The sequence below is a fragment of the Cytobacillus sp. T106 genome (assembly GCF_040492155.1).
GTDB classification, from domain to species: Bacteria; Bacillota; Bacilli; order Bacillales; family Cytobacillaceae; genus Bacillus_AB; species Bacillus_AB infantis.
Genome location: NZ_JBEUMK010000003.1, coordinates 296,684 through 317,944, shown reverse-complemented (window position 1 = coordinate 317,944; position 21,261 = coordinate 296,684). Strand labels below are relative to the sequence as shown.

The 21,261-nt window shown below is 48.1% G+C and carries 20 protein-coding genes; 18 read left to right on the top strand and 2 right to left on the bottom strand.

From position 1 onward, the window contains the following. Positions 1 to 25: 25 nt before the first annotated feature. Positions 26 to 1,738 carry an Rqc2 family fibronectin-binding protein gene (locus ABU165_RS09190; RefSeq protein WP_094767493.1) on the bottom strand — a complete coding sequence of 571 codons (1,713 nt, stop codon included), beginning with the start codon at positions 1,736 to 1,738 and terminating at the stop codon, positions 26 to 28. A 330-nt stretch (positions 1,739 to 2,068) separates the two neighbouring features. On the opposite strand from ABU165_RS09190, the gene ABU165_RS09185 reads away from it, so the two are divergent. The 17 genes from ABU165_RS09185 (at position 2,069) to spoVM (ending at position 20,230) form a co-directional block, all read left to right on the top strand. Continuing rightward, entirely contained in the window at positions 2,069 to 4,747 is a 2,679-nt protein-coding gene (locus tag ABU165_RS09185; protein WP_148950242.1) for a calcium-translocating P-type ATPase, SERCA-type, read from the top strand. Positions 4,748 to 4,951: 204 nt separating this feature from the next. Continuing rightward, positions 4,952 to 5,827, top strand: coding sequence for a YicC/YloC family endoribonuclease (locus ABU165_RS09180; RefSeq protein WP_224950196.1), 876 nt, complete (start codon positions 4,952 to 4,954; stop codon positions 5,825 to 5,827). A gap of 57 nt (positions 5,828 to 5,884) precedes the next feature. Beyond that, a complete protein-coding gene (remA, locus tag ABU165_RS09175; RefSeq protein WP_009795972.1) occupies positions 5,885 to 6,148 on the top strand; it encodes an extracellular matrix/biofilm regulator RemA in 264 nt (87 codons plus the stop codon). A gap of 10 nt (positions 6,149 to 6,158) precedes the next feature. Then, complete coding sequence (gene gmk / locus ABU165_RS09170; protein ID WP_009795971.1) at positions 6,159 to 6,773, top strand: guanylate kinase; 615 nt, start codon at positions 6,159 to 6,161, stop codon at positions 6,771 to 6,773. A gap of 4 nt (positions 6,774 to 6,777) precedes the next feature. Beyond that, entirely contained in the window at positions 6,778 to 6,999 is a 222-nt protein-coding gene (gene rpoZ / locus ABU165_RS09165; protein WP_022543704.1) for a DNA-directed RNA polymerase subunit omega, read from the top strand. Between the two features lie 502 nt (positions 7,000 to 7,501). Next, positions 7,502 to 8,707, top strand: coding sequence for a bifunctional phosphopantothenoylcysteine decarboxylase/phosphopantothenate--cysteine ligase CoaBC (gene coaBC, locus ABU165_RS09160; RefSeq protein ID WP_318060117.1), 1,206 nt, complete (start codon positions 7,502 to 7,504; stop codon positions 8,705 to 8,707). After that, positions 8,704 to 11,112, top strand: coding sequence for a primosomal protein N' (gene priA / locus ABU165_RS09155; protein WP_318060116.1), 2,409 nt, complete (start codon positions 8,704 to 8,706; stop codon positions 11,110 to 11,112). Before coaBC ends, priA begins: the two co-directional genes overlap by 4 nt. Before the next feature lie 70 nt (positions 11,113 to 11,182). Then, complete coding sequence (def, locus tag ABU165_RS09150; protein ID WP_094767532.1) at positions 11,183 to 11,668, top strand: peptide deformylase; 486 nt, start codon at positions 11,183 to 11,185, stop codon at positions 11,666 to 11,668. Then, positions 11,665 to 12,621 carry a methionyl-tRNA formyltransferase gene (fmt, locus tag ABU165_RS09145; RefSeq protein WP_094767490.1) on the top strand — a complete coding sequence of 319 codons (957 nt, stop codon included), beginning with the start codon at positions 11,665 to 11,667 and terminating at the stop codon, positions 12,619 to 12,621. Before def ends, fmt begins: the two co-directional genes overlap by 4 nt. Next, complete coding sequence (rsmB, locus tag ABU165_RS09140) at positions 12,611 to 13,957, top strand: 16S rRNA (cytosine(967)-C(5))-methyltransferase RsmB (RefSeq protein ID WP_094767489.1); 1,347 nt, start codon at positions 12,611 to 12,613, stop codon at positions 13,955 to 13,957. Before fmt ends, rsmB begins: the two co-directional genes overlap by 11 nt. Then, positions 13,957 to 15,045 (top strand): dual-specificity RNA methyltransferase RlmN, encoded by a 1,089-nt coding sequence (gene rlmN, locus ABU165_RS09135; protein ID WP_009795963.1) that lies wholly within the window; start codon positions 13,957 to 13,959, stop codon positions 15,043 to 15,045. The genes rsmB and rlmN overlap by 1 nt, the downstream gene beginning before the upstream one ends. A gap of 4 nt (positions 15,046 to 15,049) precedes the next feature. After that, entirely contained in the window at positions 15,050 to 15,811 is a 762-nt protein-coding gene (locus ABU165_RS09130) for a Stp1/IreP family PP2C-type Ser/Thr phosphatase (protein WP_009795962.1), read from the top strand. Beyond that, positions 15,805 to 17,781: a Stk1 family PASTA domain-containing Ser/Thr kinase gene (pknB, locus tag ABU165_RS09125; protein ID WP_224950198.1), complete on the top strand. Its 1,977-nt coding sequence runs from the start codon at positions 15,805 to 15,807 to the stop codon at positions 17,779 to 17,781. The genes ABU165_RS09130 and pknB overlap by 7 nt, the downstream gene beginning before the upstream one ends. A gap of 20 nt (positions 17,782 to 17,801) precedes the next feature. Continuing rightward, entirely contained in the window at positions 17,802 to 18,683 is an 882-nt protein-coding gene (rsgA, locus tag ABU165_RS09120) for a ribosome small subunit-dependent GTPase A (RefSeq protein WP_009795960.1), read from the top strand. Between the two features lies 1 nt (position 18,684). Continuing rightward, positions 18,685 to 19,329 carry a ribulose-phosphate 3-epimerase gene (rpe, locus tag ABU165_RS09115; RefSeq protein WP_318060114.1) on the top strand — a complete coding sequence of 215 codons (645 nt, stop codon included), beginning with the start codon at positions 18,685 to 18,687 and terminating at the stop codon, positions 19,327 to 19,329. A 71-nt stretch (positions 19,330 to 19,400) separates the two neighbouring features. Beyond that, positions 19,401 to 20,045 (top strand): thiamine diphosphokinase, encoded by a 645-nt coding sequence (locus tag ABU165_RS09110; RefSeq protein WP_094767531.1) that lies wholly within the window; start codon positions 19,401 to 19,403, stop codon positions 20,043 to 20,045. Positions 20,046 to 20,149: 104 nt separating this feature from the next. Beyond that, positions 20,150 to 20,230 carry a stage V sporulation protein SpoVM gene (spoVM, locus tag ABU165_RS09105; RefSeq protein WP_022543708.1) on the top strand — a complete coding sequence of 27 codons (81 nt, stop codon included), beginning with the start codon at positions 20,150 to 20,152 and terminating at the stop codon, positions 20,228 to 20,230. A 162-nt stretch (positions 20,231 to 20,392) separates the two neighbouring features. Here spoVM and rpmB read toward each other — a convergent pair whose 3' ends face one another. Continuing rightward, positions 20,393 to 20,581, bottom strand: a complete 189-nt coding sequence (gene rpmB / locus ABU165_RS09100) for a 50S ribosomal protein L28 (RefSeq protein ID WP_009795956.1) — start codon at positions 20,579 to 20,581, stop codon at positions 20,393 to 20,395. A gap of 314 nt (positions 20,582 to 20,895) precedes the next feature. On the opposite strand from rpmB, the gene ABU165_RS09095 reads away from it, so the two are divergent. Continuing rightward, positions 20,896 to 21,258, top strand: coding sequence for an Asp23/Gls24 family envelope stress response protein (locus ABU165_RS09095; RefSeq protein WP_009795954.1), 363 nt, complete (start codon positions 20,896 to 20,898; stop codon positions 21,256 to 21,258). Positions 21,259 to 21,261: the final 3 nt, after the last annotated feature.

Below are 21,261 nucleotides of genomic sequence, written 5' to 3'. Positions count from 1 at the left end.
AATCTGCGGACTCTGCTTCTTTTTTTTATTGTGATTTTTTTAGTGTCAAAACTGTTTCTTCGTCCGGCGTAACATAAACAGTCTGCTGATTGTCATAGATGACAAACCCCGGTTTTGCACCGCTTGGCTTTTTGACATGGCGCACCTGGGTATAGTCAACAGGCACCGAGCCGGAGCTGCGGGCCTTGCTGAAATAGGCAGCAAGCTTTGCGGCTTCAAGTATCGTTTCATCTGAAGGTGTTTTATCCCTGATGACGACATGAGAGCCGGGGATATCCTTTGTATGAAGCCAGATTTCATCTCTGGCAGCAAGCTTATTGGTCAGATAGTCATTTTGCTTGTTGTTCTTGCCGACATAAATTTCTGTACCGTCTGTTGCTGTATATCTGTCCAGGACTGGCTTCACATTGGCTGATTTTTTATTTTGCTTTTTCTGGCGGATGCGGATATAGCCGCCCTCTGCCAGCTCTTCTCTTATTTCCTCGATATCTTTAGTGGAAGCCGCTTCAACCTGCTGCAAAAGGGACTCAAAGTATGCGGCCTCTTCCTTTGCCTTTTCGATCTGCTCTTTAACAATGCCGGCGGCTGTTTTAGCTTTCTGATATTTGGTGAAATATTTCTGCGCATTCTCTGAAGGAGTTTTTTGCGGATCTAGCGGGATGACCATCGTCGCGCCGTTTTCATCATAATAGTTGATGACCTCGATTTCCTTCATGCCTTTTTCAGCCATATACAGATTAGCCGTGAGCAGTTCGCCGGACAGCTGGTACTGATCGGCATTCCTGGCTTCCTCCAGCGTTTTTTCAAGCTTCTCGATCTTTTTCTCGTTTTTCTCTTTCTCATTGATAATAAAGCGCTCAAGGTCATTTCCCTGCTGCTTGACCCGGTCCCTTTCGGCCTTCCCGAAATAAAACCGGTCCAGCATCCCGCTTAAGGTTTCGAAAGTCCGGCTGCTGCCTCCTGTATGCTCAAGCGGGAACAGGTAAAAATTCTCCTTCTGTCCTGCCGTAATGGCTGGAGTATACTCATGATTTTTAACTGGTCCCAGCAAATCCAAAAATGCCTTGGGAATTGTATTGCGGTTGCTCATTCCTGCCCGTTTGACAGCTTCTTTCGCGAAAAGAGGCGAAATGCCCGCAAATTGTTCCACAAGCTGCTTATCCATTTTCCCGGCATTAAAATCAAGCCTTCTGAGTATATCCTCTTCTTCAAGCCCCAGCGGGTTGATTTTATTCTGTTCCGGCGGGTTTACATATTCCTGGCCGGGCAGGATGGCCCTGTGGCTGTTCAGGGCATATGATACATGCTTGATGCTGTCAAGGATCATATTGCGGCCTTTATCTACAAGTACGATGTTGCTGTGGCGCCCCATGATTTCCACAATCAGCTGTTTGTATGAGATATCGCCAATCTCATTCCGCCCTTTAACATCAAGGATGAGAATCCTGTCCAGGCCAACCTGGCGGATATCTTCCAGTATGTAGCCTTCCAGATGCTTCCGGAGGAGCATGCAGAACATAGGGGGCTCACTTGGGTTTTCGTACGCCTCATGGGTAAGCTGCGCCCGCGCATAGCTTGGATGGGCGGAAAGCAGCAGCTTGTGGTTTTTTCCATTCGCCCTGATGACGAGTACAATTTCGTTTTTGAACGGCTGGTGGATTTTATTGATCCGCCCGCCCTGCAATGTATCTGAGAGCTCATGTGCCATGGCTCTTGTAAACAATCCATCAAATGACATAAGGAACATCCTTTTCTTTTGTCCGGCTGGGGATGATCCCAATCCGGGTGAGTATTTTCAGCGGCTGTTATATGCAGCGCTTTTTTTGTTTCTAATATCTTATTTTAGCAAAAATCCTGCAGGATTGCTCATTCTTCCCCTGGCTTCTGGCATTTTTTTGGACAGGTCTGAATAAGATTTCTTAGAGCGGAGTGGGACAGCTTTGTGCCAGAATCTGCCGCAGGGCTGGAAGACGGGGGAATTCATTCAGATCGAGCAGGATTTCTGTCATGGCCTGCTTCAAGGTGGCAGGCTCCCATAGAATTTTAAAGGAGGAAGAGTGATGGCCGGATGAAGTTCCATGAGATGAATGAAAGAGAAGTGGAAGAAGCATTAAATACGGATTTTTCGGCTGGGCTGACCGATGATGATGTGAAAAAACGGAGGAACCAGCATGGCTTCAATGAACTTTCAGAAGGGGAAAAGCAGTCGGCACTGCTGCTGTTTTTCAGCCAGTTCAAAGATTTTATGGTGCTGGTCCTGCTTGCGGCCACTCTTGTTTCAGGGCTGTTGGGAGAATATATTGATGCGATTGCCATCATTGCGATTGTCATCATTAATGGTTTGTTAGGCTTTTTCCAGGAAAGGAAAGCAGAGAAATCGCTCTCTGCTCTAAAGGAATTGTCCGCTCCGCAGGTACAGGTCCTCCGCAGCGGGAAGTGGGTCAGAGTTCCCTCCAAGGATGTAGTCCCAGGTGACCTGCTCAAGTTCTCGAGCGGAGACCGGATTGGTGCAGACATCAGGCTGATTGAATCCAAGAGCCTTGAAATTGAAGAGTCTGCTTTGACGGGTGAGTCGGTTCCTGTCCAAAAGACGACTGCATCTTTAAAAGCAGATAATCCGGGGCTTGGCGATATGGAGAATATGGCCTTTATGGGTACGATGATTACCAGGGGCAGCGGTGTTGGGGTCGTTGTCGCTACTGGCATGAAGACAGCTATGGGCCAGATAGCCGATCTGCTTCAGAATGCTGAAACGATGGAAACACCCCTTCAGCGCAGGCTTGAGCAGCTTGGTAAAATTCTGATTACGGCAGCTCTCCTTTTGACAGTTCTGGTCGTCCTGGTCGGCGTCATCCAGGGCCACGAACTGTACACGATGTTCCTCGCAGGCGTTTCCCTTGCAGTAGCAGCCATTCCAGAAGGGCTGCCAGCCATTGTAACGGTTGCCTTATCGCTCGGCGTCCAGCGGATGATCAAGAAAAAGGCCATCGTCAGGAAGCTCCCGGCTGTAGAAACGCTTGGATGCGCTTCTGTCATCTGTTCTGACAAAACCGGAACGATGACACAGAACCAAATGACGGTCACCCATCTCTGGAGCGGAGGGAAACAGTGGACGGTGGACGGCATCGGCTACGAGCCTTCCGGAACCTTTTATAGTGATGATAAGCGGGTGGATGTTAAAGCCCAGAAGTCACTCCAGCAGATGCTGATGTTCGGGCTGCTTTGCAACCATGCAGAGCTTTCAGAGAAAAAAGGGGAATACAGCATTGATGGAGATCCCACAGAAGGAGCTCTCCTGGTAGCGGCTATGAAGGCTGGCTACAGGAGGGAAAGCCTGATGGACCAGTACCAGGTCCTCAATGAGTTTCCTTTTGATTCGGCCAGGAAAATGATGAGCATCATTGTCAAAGACAGAAACGGCAGGCAGTTCATTGTTACAAAGGGTGCACCGGATGTTTTGGCGGGAATCAGCGATTCTATTCTTTGGAACGACAAGCGCCAGATGATGACGGGGGAAATGAAAAAAGAGGTCCAGGAAGCGATTGATGGACTTGCTTCCCAGGCGCTGCGGACCATTGCCATCGGCTTCAGGGAGCTCCCGGCAAACCAGGTGGTCCTTGATGAGAAAGAAGCAGAGAAAAACCTTACGCTGATCGGGCTCCAGGGCATGATAGATCCTCCCCGCCCTGAAGTGCGGACAGCGGTGAAGGAGTGCAGGGAAGCAGGCATTAAAACCGTGATGATTACGGGAGACCATGTTATCACTGCCAAGGCGATTGCCAAACAGCTTGGCATCCTGACAGGCAGCAGCAAGGTGCTTGACGGGAAAGCGCTCTCCGAGATGTCCGTTGGCCAGCTGGAGGATGTGGTTGATGAGGTTTCCGTCTTTGCAAGGGTGTCACCGGAGCATAAGCTTAAAATTGTCAAAGCCCTGCAAAACAAAGGACATATAGTTGCAATGACAGGCGACGGGGTCAATGACGCGCCTGCCATCAAAGCTGCCGACATTGGAGTGGCCATGGGCATTACAGGAACAGATGTGGCGAAGGAAGCTTCCGCTCTTGTCCTTCTGGACGATAACTTCGCCACGATCAAGGCAGCGATCAAAGAAGGACGGAATATCTATGAAAATATCCGCAAGTTCATCAGATATCTCCTTGCCTCCAACGTGGGTGAAATTCTGGTGATGCTCTTTGCAATGCTCCTTGCATTGCCGCTGCCGCTGGTTCCTATCCAGATTCTCTGGGTCAATCTGGTTACAGACGGGCTCCCGGCAATGGCCCTCGGACTTGACCAGCCGGAGGATGACGTGATGAAAAGGAAGCCGCGGAGTCCGAAGGAAGGCGTTTTTGCAAGAGGGCTCGGCTGGAAGGTGGTTTCCCGGGGCTTTTTGATCGGAATTGTAACACTTGCAGCATTCATGCTTGCATACAAGAATAATCCGGATCAGCTGGGATATGCCCAGACAGTGGCATTTGCTACCCTTGTCCTTGCCCAGCTCATCCATGTGTTTGATTGCCGGAGCGAAAAGTCAGTTCTGGCCAGGAATCCGTTCGGCAATAAATATCTTGTATGGGCCGTGATTTCTTCGCTTCTGCTGATGATTATCGTCATATACTATCCGCCGCTGCAGCCAATCTTCCACACGATGGCTATACAGCCTGGAGACTGGATTATGATCACAGCACTTGCTTCCGTTCCAACTTTTTTGCTTGCCGGAACGTTTTTGTTAAGAAAAACAAAATAAATTATGGTATAATCCTAAAGGTAGTAGAGAAGCCTCTATTACCTTTTCTTTTGTCTTGAAACGCCGGCAAGCTTTGCTTGCTGCTCAGCATACATAAATCTTGAGCAAGATTTGAAAGCCTCATAGCAGCTCCAGCTTTTGGAGACAGGGAAGAAAGTTGCTGTCTGCCGGGAATGGCCCCGAAAAAAGAATGGATGTGATTTTGTGGTTTCAAGTATGACCGGCTACGGCCGGAGCAATAAAAGCACTGATGGCTTCTCGGTCAACATCGAACTGAAAACAGTGAACCACCGGTTTTCCGAGCACCAGCTCCGGATGCCAAGGCAGATGATCAGGCTTGAGGATAAAATAAAGAAGGTTCTGGCCTCCAGGATTAAGCGGGGCAGAGTCGAATTATTTGCCAGCATAGAAGGTGAAGGGGCCGTCAGCCGGAAAGTTAATGTTGACTGGGACCTCCTGGATGAATATTATCAATACATAATGCAAATCAAAGAAAGATATCATTTGAGCGATGGTCCGTCAATCACAGATCTGGTCAGCCGCGAGGATATGCTCTCCATCCAGGAAGAGGATGCAGCGGATGGAGAGCTTGAAGCGATTGTCATTGAGGCGGTCGAGGAAGCTGCAGAGCGGCTGGTTTCCATGCGGAAAGCTGAAGGAGCAGAGCTGGAAAAAGATATCCGGGTCCAGCTGGATAAGCTGCAGGCCTGCCTTGCGCAGCTTAAGAACCTTGCCCCGCTGGTTATCAAGCAATATGGCGACCGTCTTGAGAAGAAGATGACAGAGTTCCTTGGCGAGCAGATTGACCAAAACCGCATCCTGGCCGAGGTGGCTGTGTTCTCTGATAAAGCCGATATAAATGAGGAAATAACGAGGCTTGACAGCCATATCGGCCAGTTTGAAAGCACCCTTCTGCTGGAAGAGCCTGTCGGCAGGAAGCTTGACTTCCTTCTCCAGGAAATGAACAGGGAAGCCAACACGATTGGATCTAAGGCTAATGATTCCTCGATTGCCAGGGAAGTGGTTGAGATGAAAAGCCTCCTGGAAAAGATGAAAGAGCAGGTCCAGAATATAGAATAAACGTTTAAAAGACTTCAATAACGGCCAAAATAAGTAACTGACGATTGGAGGACCACCATGCCGATTAAACTGATTAATATCGGGTTTGGCAATATCGTGTCAGCAAACCGGATTATTTCGATCGTAAGCCCTGAATCAGCACCGATCAAAAGGATTATCCAGGATGCCCGGGACCGGGGCTCTCTTATAGATGCGACGTATGGCAGGCGGACAAGGGCTGTCATTGTGATGGACAGCGACCATGTTATTTTGTCTGCTGTCCAGCCGGAGACGGTCGCCCACCGATTAAATGACCGTGATGAAATTATTGATGAAGGGTAGGATCTAATAAATGCAGGAAAAGGGTTTACTAATCGTTCTTTCTGGTCCTTCAGGGGTAGGTAAAGGAACTGTACGAAAACAGATTTTTTCACAGCCGGATACTTCTTTTGAGTATTCGATTTCAATGACTACCAGGCTTCCGCGTGATGGCGAGGTTCACGGAGTCGATTACTTTTTTTCAAAAAGGGAAGAGTTTGAAGAGCTGATCAAACAGGAAAAGCTCCTTGAATATGCCGAGTTCGTCGGCAACTATTATGGTACTCCTGTTGATTATGTAAGGGAGACACTGGATAAAGGAAGAGATGTATTCCTTGAGATCGAAGTCCAGGGCGCACGGCAGGTCCGTGAAAAATTCCCTGACGGCCTGTTCATTTTCCTTATGCCGCCAAGCCTTACAGAGCTGAAAAACCGGATAACGACAAGGGGAACTGAGACAGAGGATGTTATCAAGAATCGTCTGACTGCGGCCAAGGAAGAAATTGAAATGATGAATCTGTATGATTATGTAGTAGAGAATGACCAGGTGGAACTCGCAAGCGAAAGGATCAAATCCATTGTTGTGGCTGAACATTGCCGCAGGGAACGGGTCGAGCCGCGCTATAAAAAAATGCTGGAGGTTGAATGAACTTATGCTGTATCCTTCTATTGACTCTTTAATGACTAAAATTGACTCTAAATATTCCCTTGTATCTGTGGCGGCGAAACGTGCCCGCAAGCTTCAGATTGATGCGAAGCCTCAGCTGGACAAATATGTGTCACACAAAAATGTCGGCAAGGCGCTTGAAGAAATTCATGCCGACGAGCTTCACTACAGATTAGGAGAAGTTCCACAGGGTGAAGAGCTGGAATAAACGTTAAAATAACAACCTGGCATGCGGGGTTGTTATTTTTTTTGCTGCCCGGGGCATGCTGGACCCGGGGCTTGATGCTTGTCGGCTCTGAGCAAGCCGCTTCCGCATTTCGATTTGTCCAGCTCCAGGCGCTAGCCCCTCGAGTCATAAGCCACTTCAGGATTGAAGGCAAAGAACGCCTTCTATCCTGAAGCGTCTTATGCTTGTCGGGGCTGAACAAGCGCCTTCCGCATTTCGAATTGTCCAGCTCCAGCGGCTAGAGCCTCGAGTCATAAGCCACGGCAGAATTAAAGGCAAAGAACGCCTTTTATTCTGCCGCGTCTTATGCTGGGCCCACAGGATGTGGGTCATGCAGGCGTTGCCACAGGACGTGGCGTCTTTAGCCTGCGTTCCTAAATTCTGAGCAAGCCGCTTCCGCATTTCGGTATAAAATAGATGAAATATATGTTCGTTTGGAGCATAATGGAGTTTAGAATATTGGGTTTGGATGGGGGTTCGGTTTATGCTGAATGGAAAAAGGATTCTCTTGTGTGTTACAGGCGGGATTGCTGTTTACAAGGCGGCAGCGCTAACCAGCAAGCTGACTCAGGCCGGCGCGGAGGTTAAGGTCATGATGAGTGAGTCTGCAGTGAAATTCGTGGCGCCGCTGACCTTTCAGGCACTTTCCCGCCATGACGTTTATATAGATACTTTTGATGAAAAAGACTCCAGGGTGATTGCCCATATCGATTTGGCTGATTGGGCCGACCTTATTCTGGTTGCACCGGCGACTGCCAATGTGATCGGCAAGCTGGCCAATGGGATTGCGGATAATATGATCACAACAACGCTCCTGGCTGCGACTGCGCCTGTTTGGATTGCTCCGGCAATGAATGTGCATATGTATGACCACCCGGCGGTACAGAAAAATATCAAGCTGCTTTATGAATACGGCTGCAGATTCATTGAACCTGGTGAAGGCTACCTGGCTTGCGGGTATGTTGGGAAAGGCCGTCTCGAGGAGCCGGAAATGATCGTCAGCAATATAGAAGGATTTTTCAGGAACAGCGGAAGCCTTGCAGGCAAAAAAGTCGTGGTGACAGCAGGACCGACAAGGGAAAAAATTGATCCTGTACGCTATATCACCAACCAATCTTCAGGAAAGATGGGCTATGCCATTGCAGAAGAAGCCTTGAAGGCAGGTGCTCTGGTTACGCTGATTTCAGGTCCGTCTTCGCTGGCGAAGCCTGCCGGAGCAGCTGTTATTGATGTTGAAAGTGCCGAAGAGATGTATCAGGCTGTTGATGGTGTATTTGATGGAGCTGATATTGTCATTAAAACGGCGGCAGTTTCTGACTACCGCCCTAAAGTGGTGCACGAAAGCAAGGTGAAGAAGCAGGATGGGGACCAGGTTCTTGAGCTTGAGCGGACCAAGGACATCCTGCTGGATCTTGGCCGCAGAAAAAAACAGCAGATCCTCATTGGATTTGCTGCTGAGACGGATCATGTAGAAGAATATGCCAGAAAGAAACTGGCCAAAAAGAATGCTGATATGATCGTTGCCAATAATGTAAAATCTGAAGGCGCAGGGTTCGGCACAGATACGAATATTATCACCATATACAAAAGAGATGGCGGAGCAATAGCGCTGCCGCTTATGAGCAAGCATGAGGCTGCTGCCAGGATCCTGCAAGAAGCCTCAGCTCTGCTAAAGGATGATAACCGATGAATATTGCGAGTGTCATAGTCGATGTGCCGGCCAAACAGACTGACAGGGCCTTTGATTATAAGATCCCTGACAGCCTTATCGGGGCAATCAAGCCGGGTATGCGTGTCATAGTACCTTTTGGACCGAGAAAAATACAGGGATTCGTCATCGGCTTAAAGGACAGCTCTGATTTCGGCAAGCTGAAGGAGCTCATTGAGCCGATGGACCTGACGCCTGTTCTTAACACGGAGCTTCTTTCTCTCGGCAATTGGCTGACCAGCCATACTCTCAGCTATAAAATATCCGCCTTCCAGGCGATGCTGCCTGCAGCGCTTAAGGCGAAATATACGAAAAAGATAAGGCCAGCCGGCGGCTTGGAAACAGCTTCTTTGCCGGAGGCTGTGCAGAGTGCTTTTGGAACCAGGGACGAGGTACTCTGGGAAGATGCTTCCAAAGCGGGGCTCCTGCCGTTTATGCAGAAAGAAGCGGATAAGGGGAACCTTGAGGTCATCTATGAAGTGAAGGAAAAGGTACGGAAGAAGAAGCTGAAGCATATTATCCCTGCTGCACCGGAAAAGCTGATCAGCTTCAAAGAGGATCTGCCAGTCCAGGCTTCCAGGCAGAAAGAGGTCATCGATTATTTTATTGATAATAATGGACCTGTTGAATTGCGCGAGCTTCTCCCCGCCCTGGGTGTTTCCGCTTCCACCATCAAAGGGCTCGTTCAAAAGGGCATACTTGCTGAAAAAGAAATGGAAGTCTACCGGGATCCCTATGAAGACCGGAACTTTGAGGCAACATCTCCCCTTACACTGACCCCTGAGCAGGATGCGGCCATCAGGCCAATCCTTTCGTCCATTAATGAAACTGAGCACCATGTCTTCCTGCTGTACGGAGTCACTGGCAGCGGAAAAACCGAGGTTTACCTTCAATCCATTCAGCGCGTCCTTGAGCAGGGGCGGGAGGCGATTGTCCTTGTTCCCGAGATTTCCCTGACTCCGCAAATGGTGACCAGGTTTAAGGGCAGGTTCGGGAATCAGGTTGCCGTCCTCCACAGCGGGCTCTCTGCCGGCGAAAAATATGATGAGTGGAGAAAAATCCAGCGCAAGGAAGTGAAGGTTGTTGTCGGGGCAAGGTCTGCCGTTTTCGCCCCCTTCGAGAACCTTGGGATCATCATTATTGATGAAGAACATGAAAACAGCTATAAACAGGAAGAGAATCCCAGATATCATGCGAGGGATGCTGCGATTGAAAGGGCTCAGTACCACAGCTGCCCTGTTGTCCTCGGGAGTGCGACACCTTCGCTTGAGACCTTTGCAAGGGCCCAGAAGGGTGTCTATAAAAAGCTGGAGCTCACCAAAAGGATGAACAGCCAGCCTCTCCCAAAGGTGGAAATCGTGGACATGCGGGAGGAATTAAGGGAAGGGAACCGCTCCATGTTCTCCCGCCAGCTTCTTGAAAAATTAAAGGACAGGCTGGAGAAAAAAGAGCAGACGGTACTTTTCCTCAATAAAAGGGGACATTCCTCTTTTGTCATGTGCAGGGACTGCGGATATGTCGTCAATTGCCCTAATTGCGATATCTCGCTTACCTACCACCAATACAGCCAGCAGATGAAATGCCATTACTGCGGCCATGAAGATCATGTCCCCCCTGTATGTCCGGAATGCGGAAGCGAACATATCCGCTATTTCGGGACAGGGACGCAGAAAGTGGAAGAAGAGCTTGGAAAAATCCTGCCTGAAGCCAGGGTCGTCAGGATGGACGTTGATACAACGAGCCGAAAAGGCTCCCATGAAAGGCTGCTGAACGAATTCCAGGAGGGACATGCTGATATCCTCCTTGGAACGCAGATGATAGCCAAGGGGCTTGACTTTCCGAATATTACACTTGTAGGTGTGCTTTCAGCAGATACAATGCTGCACCTCCCCGATTTCCGGGCATCTGAAAAAACGTTCCAGCTTCTGACACAGGTGAGCGGAAGGGCTGGGCGTCATGAGCTGGAGGGAGAAGTGGTCATACAAACCTACACGCCTGAGCATTACAGCATCGAACTTGCCGGTGAGCAGGATTTCGAAAGCTTCTACCGGACAGAAATGATGGTGAGGAAGATGCATCAATATCCTCCCTTCTATTATATATCGCTCATCACTGTCAGCCATGAAGATTTAATGAAGGCAGTTTCGGTGACAGAAAAAATCACGCAGTTTGCTGCGGCAAGGCTGAGCCCGGAGGCTAACATCCTCGGCCCGGTGGCATCGCCGATTCCGCGGATCAATAATAGATATCGCTATCAATGTCTGATAAAATACAAACGGGAACCCGGATTGGAAAAAGTATTAAAATCGGTTCTCGACCATTATCAGCAGGAGATATCTGCAGGTTTGCAGATATCGGTTGATCTTAATCCCTATATTATGATGTAGACGGGGATTAATGGTTATGAGTTTCGGGGATTTTGTTGAAAATAGAGAAAAAGACATTGGAGGCAATGATTTGGCCGTTAGAAAAATAGTTACTTATCCAGCAGAGATACTTGAAGAGCCGTGCGAGACGGTTACTGAATTCGATAAGAAGCTTGTGAAGCTTTTGAATGATATGTATGATACGATGATAGAGTTTGACGGCGTAGGGCTTGCCGCCCCGCAGATCGGGATCAGGAAAAGAATCGCCGTCGTTGATATTGATGATGAAAACGGGACGATTGAGCTCATCAATCCGGAACTCATTGAAACAGGCGGGGAGCAGACAGGCCCTGAGGGATGTCTGAGCTTCCCCGGACTGTATGGAGAAGTGACAAGACCGTTCACTGTTAAAATAAAAGCCCAGGACAGAAAAGGAAAAAGCTTCACACTGGAGGCAGATGATTTTCTGGCAAGGGCGATTCAGCATGAAATCGATCATTTGGATGGTGTCCTGTTTACTTCAAAAGTGAACAGATACCTGGAAGAAGAAGAGTTGGAAGGGTTGGAAAGCGAATGACAAAAATCGTATTTATGGGAACACCGGATTTCTCGGTGCCTATCTTAAAGCAATTAATATCGGAAGGCTATAATGTGATTGCAGCGGTAACGCAGCCGGACAGGCCGGTCGGCAGGAAAAGAGTCCTGACGCCCCCTCCCGTCAAGGCGGAAGCTGTAAAGCAGGGAATCCCTGTCTACCAGCCCGAGAAAATCCGCGTAAAAGAGGAGCTGGAGAAGATCCTGGCCCTTGAGCCTGACCTGATCGTCACAGCTGCATTTGGCCAGATTTTGCCGAAGGAGCTGCTGGATTACCCTAAATACGGCTGCATCAATGTTCATGCTTCCCTGCTTCCTGAGCTGAGGGGCGGCGCACCGATCCATTATTCGATCATCCAGGGGAAAGAAAAGACAGGCATCACCATCATGTATATGGCTGAAAAGCTGGATGCAGGCGATATTCTGACACAGGCTGAGGTTAAAATCGATGAGCAGGATACAGCTGGATCTCTGTTCGATAAGCTGAGCGCTGCGGGGGCAGCACTTCTGTCAGAGACACTTCCCAAGCTGCTAAAGGGTGAACTCGAGCCAATTCCCCAGAATGATGAAGAGGCGACATTTGCTTATAATATAAAAAGAGAGCAGGAACAGGTAGATTGGACCAAGACTGGCGAAGAGATATACAACCATATCCGCGGCATGAATCCCTGGCCTGTTGCTTTTACCACTCTTGACGGGTCAGTAGTGAAACTGTGGAGCTCTGAAAAAGTCGGCTTGAAGGAAAAAGCCCTTCCCGGAACAGTTGTCGGGATTGAAAAAGATGGCTTTATCGCGGCAGCCGGGAATATGACCGGCATTAAGATTACCGAGCTGCAGCCGGCAGGAAAGAAAAAAATGTCCGGAGAACAATTTCTCCGCGGTGCAGGCTCTTCCTTGAGCATCGGCACTGTGCTGGGAGAACAGCATGGCGAATAAAAATGTGCGCGAGGCAGCGGTAGAGCTGCTGGAAGCGATCGAAAAAAACCAGTCATACAGCAATCTCCTCCTGAACAGCAGCATCAAGAAAAACGATATCAGCAGCAAAGATGTCGGGCTCCTTACTGAGCTTGTCTACGGAACCCTGCAAAGGAAAATGACCCTTGATTATCAAATGGAGCCATTCCTTAAGAATCCCAAGAAACTTGAAAGCTGGGTGAGGCAGCTGCTCAGGATCACTTTTTACCAGATGATCTATCTGGATAAAATCCCTGACCGTGCCGCTATCTATGAAGCGGTGGAAATAGCCAAGCGCAAAGGGCATAAAGGTATTTCCGGGATGGTGAATGGCGTGCTGAGAAGCCTTCAGAGGCAGGGTGCCCGCAGTCTCGACAGCATCAAAGACAGTGTGCAAAGGCTGGCAATGGAAACGAGCCATCCGCTCTGGCTTGTCAAGCGATGGGTCGACCAGCTCGGGTTTGAACGCGCAAAAGAAATGTGCGAGCTTAATCTGACAGCTCCCATGCAGACAGGAAGGGTCAACCTTATGAAAGTAAGCATGGATGAATGCATGGCGATGCTGGAAGAAGAAGGCTATCTAGTAGAAGCCAGCCCTGTCATCCCCGAGGCAGTCAAAAGCAAAAAAGGGAATCTTGCTCATTCACGGGCATTCAAGGAAGGCTATCTGAGCATCCAGGATGAAAGTTCTATGCTTGCGGCATATGCCCTGGGAGCAGAAAAGGATAATCATGTTCTTGATGCCTGTGCCGCTCCGGGCGGGAAAACAACCCATATTGCCGAAAAGCTTGGAAATACAGGACAAGTCATCTCCCTTGACCTGCATGAACATAAGGTTAAGCTTATTGCTGACAATGCCAGAAGACTGGGACTGTCAAATATCGAGACAAAGGCGATGGACAGCAGGACAGTACAGGAACACTTCAATGCGGGCTCTTTTGACCGCATCCTGCTTGACGCCCCATGTTCAGGCCTTGGTGTAATGAGGCGGAAGCCTGACATGAAATACACTAAAAAAGAAGAAGATATCATGCACCTGCAGAAGGTGCAGCTCAAACTGCTGGAAGCAGTCGCCCCTTTGCTGAAGGACGGGGGAACCCTTGTCTACAGCACATGTACAGTGGATCGGGAAGAAAACGAAAACGCAGTGAGGCAATTCCTTGATTCACATCCCGAATTCTCCGGCGACCATTCCTTAGCAGAGAGACTGCCTGATGCAGTGAAAGCATTGGCAAAAGATTTTGAACTACAAATATTGCCCCAGGACCTGGGGTCGGACGGCTTTTATATAGCCAGCCTGAGAAAGAAGGTGCAATAGTGGAAAACGTTAAAACAACAGAGAAGAAGCAGACAGCCGAGCAAAAACCATCCATCTATTCATTGCAGCTCGATGAGCTGAAGGATTGGCTCAAGGAAAATAACGAGAAGGCATTCCGTGCCGCCCAGATTTTCGAATGGCTTTACCAGAAACGGGTGGCATCATTCGAAGATATGACAAACCTCTCAAAAGCTTTGAGAGATAAACTGAATGAAACCTTTACCCTGACGACATTAAAAACACTTATCCAGCAGACCTCTTCGGATGGAACAATCAAGTTTCTGTTCGAGCTTCATGACGGCTATTCCATCGAAACCGTTTTGATGCGCCACGAATACGGAAATTCCGTCTGTGTGACAACCCAGGTGGGCTGCCGGATAGGCTGTACATTCTGCGCTTCCACACTCGGAGGATTAAAACGTAATTTAGAAGCAGGAGAAATCGTTGCCCAGGTCGTAAAAGTACAACAGGCACTTGATGAAACGGATGAAAGGGTCAGCTCTGTTGTCATCATGGGCATCGGCGAGCCATTTGACAATTATGATCATATGATGTCTTTCCTAAGAATCATCAACCATGATGACGGGCTCAATATCGGAGCGCGCCATATTACGGTTTCAACAAGCGGGATCATTCCGAAAATCTACAAATTTGCAGATGAAAACATGCAGATCAACTTCGCAGTTTCCCTGCATGCGCCAAACACGGAAATCCGCAGCAGGCTGATGCCGATCAACCGTGCATATAAACTGCCGGACCTGATGGAAGCCATCCGCTATTATGTCGATAAAACGGGCAGGCGGGTAAGCTTTGAATATGGCTTGTTCGGGAGTGTGAATGACCAGGTGGAGCATGCTGAGGAGCTGGCTTCTCTGATTAAAGGGCTGAAATGCCACGTGAACCTGATTCCCGTCAATTATGTGCCTGAAAGGGATTATGTAAGAACACCGAAGGATCAGATCTTTGCTTTTGAAAAAGCGCTGAAGAACAGAGGTGTGAACGTGACCATCCGCCGTGAGCAGGGCCATGATATTGATGCAGCATGCGGCCAGCTCCGTGCGAAGGAGCGCAAAGAAGAGACGAGGTGACAGAATGAAAGCTGTCTTTATGACGGACAGGGGAAAGATCCGTCAGCATAATGAAGATAACGGCGGAATTTTTGTCAACCGCAGCGGGCAGCGCCTTGCCATCGTAGCCGATGGCATGGGCGGCCACCGTGCGGGTGACGTTGCCAGTGAGATGACCCTCCTGAAGCTGAAGGAGCTCTGGGAAGGCAATGCAGGGATTGAGACACCTGAGCAGGCTGAAGAATGGCTGAGGACCAATATCGGGGAAGTGAATGCCCTGTTGTTCGAACATTCAAAGAATAACAGTGAATGCGAGGGCATGGGGACGACCATTGTTGCCGCCATTGCGACCGGCCTGTTTGCCACCATTGCCAATATTGGCGACAGCAGGGGTTACATATTGAATGAATCTGGGTTCAAGCAGCTGACAGAAGATCATTCCCTTGTGAATGAGCTCCTCCGGTCAGGCCAGATTACAAAAGAAGATGCAGAGCATCACCCCCGGAAGAATGTTTTGCTGAGAGCACTTGGAACAGAAGAAAAGGTACAGATGGACACCAGGACCATCGTATTTGAGGAAGAAGATCTGCTGCTTCTCAGTTCGGATGGATTGACAAATAAGGTTTCAGAGCAGGAGATGCATGAAATCCTTGCCGGGGAGAAAAAGCTCGATGATAAGGCAGCGGATCTGATCCGGCTTGCCAATGACAACGGCGGTGAGGACAATATCACCCTTGTGATTGTCGAGTTCATGGATGCCGGCAGCTCTGGTGATACAGAATGCTGATTGGTAAAAGAATAAGCGGCCGCTATAAGATTTTGGATATGATCGGCGGCGGCGGGATGGCGAATGTTTATCTGGCGCATGACATGATCCTGGACCGCGATGTGGCCGTAAAGATCCTGCGCCTGGATTTTGCTGAAAATGATGAATTCATCAGGAGATTCCACCGTGAAGCGCAATCGGCTACAAGCCTCGCACATCCGAATATAGTGAGCATCTATGACGTCGGCGAAGAAGATTCAATCTATTATATTGTCATGGAATATGTGGAAGGGCAAACACTCAAACAGTATATACAGCAGCATTCCCCTGTACCCGTTGACACGGCACTGGATATTATGAAACAGCTTCTTTCCGCTATTTCCCACGCCCATCAGCATCATATTGTGCACAGGGACATCAAGCCGCATAATATCCTGGTTGACCGGCTCGGGAATGTGAAAATTACAGATTTCGGGATTGCCATGGCCCTGAGTTCAACAAGCATCACCCAGACCAACTCTGTGCTTGGCTCTGTCCATTATCTATCCCCTGAACAGGCAAGAGGGGGGATGGCCAATAAGAAATCGGATATATACTCCCTTGGAATTGTGATGTTTGAGCTTCTGACCGGCAGGCTGCCGTTTTCAGGAGAGTCGGCGGTTTCCATCGCGCTTAAGCATCTTCAGTCCGAAACCCCTTCATTAAGAAGGTGGAATCCGTCTATTCCCCAAAGCGTTGAGAATATCGTCCTGAAGGCAACTGCGAAGGACCCCTTCCATCGGTATGAAAATGTAGAGGATATGGAGGAAGATATCAGGACCGCCCTTGAACCGGGCAGAATGAATGAGAAGAAATTTTCGGTGCCTGATGATGATGATGCCACCAAAGCGATTCCGGTGATCACAAGCGATCGTCCCTATCAGAATATGGACGAAACGCGCGTGCATGAAAAAGATGATAAAGGCTCTTCAGCGGGTCCGGCTCCTGCTGCCAAAAAACAAAAGAAAGATAAGAAAAAGAAGAAGAAGTGGCCGATTGTCCTTGTTTCTCTTTTTCTCTTCTTTGTTGTAATGGGAGTACTGGCCCTGACAGTCCTTCCTGAGCTGTTTCTGCCTAAGGAAATCGAGGTTCCTGATGTGGCAGGGGAAACGATTGAGGATGCCACATCTATACTGACAAAAGCAGGTTTTGAGGTGGAAGATCCGGTCGAGATTAATGATGAAGAGGTAGAAGAGGGACTCGTTATCAAAACCGATCCGAAAGCCGGCAGGATGGCGAAGGAAGAATCCAGTATAACGATATATTTAAGTTCCGGGAAAGAGAAGTTTGAAATGTCGGACTATACCGGAAGATCCTTTGAAGAGGTCGAAAGCCTCCTCGAGAAAGAGGGCTTTACACAAATCACCCGGGAGGACGCCAATAATGAGGATGAGCCTGAAGGTACAATCCTTGAGCAGTCAATCGGTGAAGGGGAAGAAGTAATCCCTGGCGAAACCGGGATCGAGTTCACCGTAAGCAGTGGACCCGCACCCATTGTCCTGAAGGATCTTACTGGTCTGAATCTAAAGGGAGTTCAGGATTATGCCGAATCAACGGGACTGAAGATCGATACATCAAAAGAAGAGTACCATGATACAGTTGAAAAAGGCCTCGTCATCAGCCAGTCGCAGCCCGCAGGAACTGAGCTTGGCAAAGGTTCAGGCCTGTCAGTCACCTTCTCAAAAGGCAAGGAAGAGATTCCTCCAAAAACAGTGCCCATAGAAATCACGATACCATATGAGCCTGAGGAAGAAGGGGAACCGCAGGAAATCCAGATCCTTGTGGAAGATATGAATAATAAGATGACAGCGCCTTTTGATACCTTCTACATTACGGAAGAACGTAAGTATAATATGGAACTATTGATACAGGAAGGCAGCAAAGCGTATTATAAAGTTCTGAGAAACAGCCAGCAGATTATTGATGAAGAAGTCGATTATCCCGGGAACTAAAAAGAATTAGGAGTGTTTGTATGCCTGAAGGCAAAATCATTAAGGCATTAAGCGGATTCTATTATGTGCTTAGCGGCGAAAGAACTGTGCAATGCAGGGGCAGGGGAGTGTTCAGGAAAAATAAGATCACACCCCTTGTCGGAGACAATGTCGTATATCAGGCAGATAACGACAGTGAAGGATATATCCTTGAAGTGAAAGAAAGAAAAAATGAACTGATCAGGCCTCCGATTGCCAATGTGGATCAGGCAATTCTTGTTTTTTCAGCTATTGAACCGGATTTCAGTACAGCTTTACTTGACCGTTTCCTTGTGCTGGTTGAATTTAACCATATCCAGCCGGTTATCTGCATCTCAAAAATGGATCTGGTAAATGAAGAAGAAAGAATGAAGATTGAGGATTACGCAGCTTCGTACAGGGACGCAGGCTATGATGTGCTGCTGACTTCTTCAGAAAATGGGATCGGGATTGATGAACTGCTTCCTTTCCTTGAAAGAGGAATTTCGGTTTTTGCAGGGCAGTCGGGAGTTGGAAAGTCTTCTCTCCTCAATGCCCTCAGGCCGGAGCTGGAACTCAAAACGGACATCATTTCCTCACATCTGGGAAGAGGGAAGCATACAACACGCCACGTGGAGCTGATTGAAATCGGCCAGGGATTTGTTGCTGATACGCCGGGATTCAGTTCCCTTGAATTCACCGATATTGAAGCAGAAGAACTGAATTTCTGCTTCCCTGATATCAGGGAAAAAAGCGAGGCTTGCAAATTCCGTGCCTGCCTGCATATTTCCGAGCCGAAATGTGCGGTCAAAGCAGCGGTCGACAACGGAGAGATCCCGCAATACAGATATGAGCATTACAAAGATTTCCTCCAGGAAATAAAAGATAGAAAGCCGAGGTATTAATATGGTTAAGATTGCACCATCGATATTATCTGCTGATTTTTCCCGGCTGGGAGAAGAAATCAAGGATGTAGAAAGGGGAGGGGCCGACTATATCCATGTGGATGTAATGGATGGCCATTTTGTCCCGAATATCACGATCGGCCCGCTGATTGTAGAGGCAGTCAGACCGATTACAAAGCTGCCGCTTGATGTGCATCTGATGATTGAAAATCCAGATAAGTATATCGAAGCCTTCGCCAAGGCAGGCGCCGATTATATTACAGTCCATGCAGAAGCATCCAGGCATCTGCACCGGACGATCCATCTTATCAAGTCTTATGGTGTAAAAGCAGGCGTCGTCCTGAATCCAGCGACCCCTGCAGAAGCTCTTAAGCATATCATCCAGGATATCGACATGGTCCTGCTGATGACAGTGAATCCTGGCTTTGGGGGCCAGAAATTCATTTCATCGGTGCTCCCGAAAATCAGGCAGGTAAAAGAAATGGCTGCAGAGCAGGGGCTGGATCTTGAAATTGAAGTGGATGGCGGTGTGAATGAGGAGACGGCTAAGCTCTGTATAGAGGCAGGCGCAAATGTCCTTGTCGCCGGTTCTGCCGTTTATAATCAGAAAGACCGTGCGAAAGCAATCGCAGCACTTAGAGGATAAAAAAAGAAAAGCCAGCTGAATGATTCGGCTGGCTTTTCTATAAGCTAATTTATGAAAGACAGGTGATACCGCTGATTATCCATATACTTGCAGGAGGGCCGGTGGAACTTCTTCCGGAACTTGTACCTGCTGATGAAGGGGATATTTGGGCAGGTGTGGACCGGGGAGTTTTTACCCTGCTCTCAAAAGGTATTGTTCCGCAGGCCGCATTCGGCGACTTTGATTCAGTATCTCCCGATGAGATGATGAAAATCCGGGAAGCTGTAAAGAAAGTCCGGCTGTTCAACCCTGAGAAAGATGAAACCGATATGGAGCTTGCCATCATCTGGGCACTGAAGCAGGAACCCGAAGCCATCAAAATATATGGAGGGACCGGGGGGCGCCTCGACCACTTCTTTGGCAATGTGCAGCTCCTCATCGGGCCGCTCCTGAAAGGCGCTAGCACCCATATCGAGCTGATAGACAGCAGAAATATCATTTATGCCAAAGGCCCGGGGGCTTATACTGTCCTGCCCTTGGAGAATATGAAATATGTCTCCTTCGTCCCGGTGACGAGCCATATAAAGGACCTGACGCTCGAAGGCTTTAAATATCCGCTGAAAAATAAATATGTCCCGCTCGGGTCTACCCTGTGCATTAGTAACGAACTTAATCATGATTATGGTACTTTTTCATTTACCGAAGGCATAATAATGGTGATAAGGAGTCATGATTAAAAGTCTTAAACAAAGTGTACTCATCTTAATCTTTTGAATATGATGGTAAGGGCGCAAAAGAGGACAGAGAGATTTGCGGTTAGATGGCGAGGAGGGACATATCCATGAAGTTTTATACGATTAAATTGCCGAAGTTTTTAGGCGGACTTGTCCGCGCGATGCTAGGAACCTTCAAAAAGGAATAAAAGTGATAGATCCATAGCAGAACGTACAAAAATACCACACCTTCAGCAGCATCCGGACAGCGGATGCTGATTTTTTTTTGCAAGGAAGGTTATAGAAGCAAGTGCGGTTTGCGGGGACGGAGAAATAAAAAAGGACATCCGCGGGATGTCCTTTTCGAGCTGTTACACTCGTTCTACTTTACCTGATTTAAGCGCTCTTGCAGAAACCCAAACACGTTTAGGCTTACCGTCTACAAGGATGCGAACTTTTTGAAGGTTAGCTCCCCAAGTACGCTTGTTTGCATTCATAGCGTGGGAACGCTTATTGCCTGAAGTTGTTTTTCTACCTGTTACGACACATTTGCGTGGCATGTATATTTCCCTCCTAACTCACAAAGCTTGAAACTATTTTTTCATGCTTTCATTTGCAATGATCATATTGCTCAATCTAAGTAATGGAAAAACAGTAACGAGTATGTTTTTCGGCATTAAAAGATACTTTAATAATTTATCATACAACCCAAATGAATGCAATAGTTGTGATGCAACCTTTCAAGAAAATTTCCTTGACATAGTATACGGGAAGCTGCCCTATAATAAGAAAGGGGAAGTATAGCTTTTAAATTTACCCTTGATATAGTAAAATGACTTTAGTCAAGGAGCAATTTCCAAAGGGGGAACGACTCATGTCCATTGAATTAAAAACGAAATTCGGGCAAATTGATATATCTAATGATGTGATTGCTACTATTGCCGGTGGTGCAGCTGTTGACTGCTACGGCATTGTAGGGATGGCTTCCAAGAACCAGATTAAGGACGGGCTTACCGATATTCTGCGCAAGGAAAACTTTACACGCGGTGTGATTGTGCGCCAGGAAAGCGAAGAAGTACATATCGATATGTATATTATTGTGAGTTATGGAACGAAAATTTCCGAGGTTGCCCACAACGTGCAATCAAAAGTAAAGTACACCCTTGATAAAACTGTTGGACTTGCCGTTGACTCGGTTAATATTTACGTTCAGGGAGTTCGTGTAACGAACCCGTAGTGA

Bases quoted from the DNA above. Each gene is read 5' to 3' on its own strand.
- ABU165_RS09190 (WP_094767493.1), bottom strand. From the start codon at position 1,738: ATGTCATTTGATGGATTGTTTACAAGAGCCATGGCACATGAGCTCTCA.
- ABU165_RS09185 (WP_148950242.1), top strand. From the start codon at position 2,069: ATGAAGTTCCATGAGATGAATGAAAGAGAAGTGGAAGAAGCATTAAAT.
- remA (WP_009795972.1), top strand. From the start codon at position 5,885: ATGCCGATTAAACTGATTAATATCGGGTTTGGCAATATCGTGTCAGCA.
- gmk (WP_009795971.1), top strand. From the start codon at position 6,159: ATGCAGGAAAAGGGTTTACTAATCGTTCTTTCTGGTCCTTCAGGGGTA.
- rpoZ (WP_022543704.1), top strand. From the start codon at position 6,778: ATGCTGTATCCTTCTATTGACTCTTTAATGACTAAAATTGACTCTAAA.
- coaBC (WP_318060117.1), top strand. From the start codon at position 7,502: ATGCTGAATGGAAAAAGGATTCTCTTGTGTGTTACAGGCGGGATTGCT.
- priA (WP_318060116.1), top strand. From the start codon at position 8,704: ATGAATATTGCGAGTGTCATAGTCGATGTGCCGGCCAAACAGACTGAC.
- fmt (WP_094767490.1), top strand. From the start codon at position 11,665: ATGACAAAAATCGTATTTATGGGAACACCGGATTTCTCGGTGCCTATC.
- rsmB (WP_094767489.1), top strand. From the start codon at position 12,611: ATGGCGAATAAAAATGTGCGCGAGGCAGCGGTAGAGCTGCTGGAAGCG.
- ABU165_RS09130 (WP_009795962.1), top strand. From the start codon at position 15,050: ATGAAAGCTGTCTTTATGACGGACAGGGGAAAGATCCGTCAGCATAAT.
- pknB (WP_224950198.1), top strand. From the start codon at position 15,805: ATGCTGATTGGTAAAAGAATAAGCGGCCGCTATAAGATTTTGGATATG.
- rsgA (WP_009795960.1), top strand. From the start codon at position 17,802: ATGCCTGAAGGCAAAATCATTAAGGCATTAAGCGGATTCTATTATGTG.
- rpe (WP_318060114.1), top strand. From the start codon at position 18,685: ATGGTTAAGATTGCACCATCGATATTATCTGCTGATTTTTCCCGGCTG.
- spoVM (WP_022543708.1), top strand. From the start codon at position 20,150: ATGAAGTTTTATACGATTAAATTGCCGAAGTTTTTAGGCGGACTTGTC.
- rpmB (WP_009795956.1), bottom strand. From the start codon at position 20,581: ATGCCACGCAAATGTGTCGTAACAGGTAGAAAAACAACTTCAGGCAAT.
- ABU165_RS09095 (WP_009795954.1), top strand. From the start codon at position 20,896: ATGTCCATTGAATTAAAAACGAAATTCGGGCAAATTGATATATCTAAT.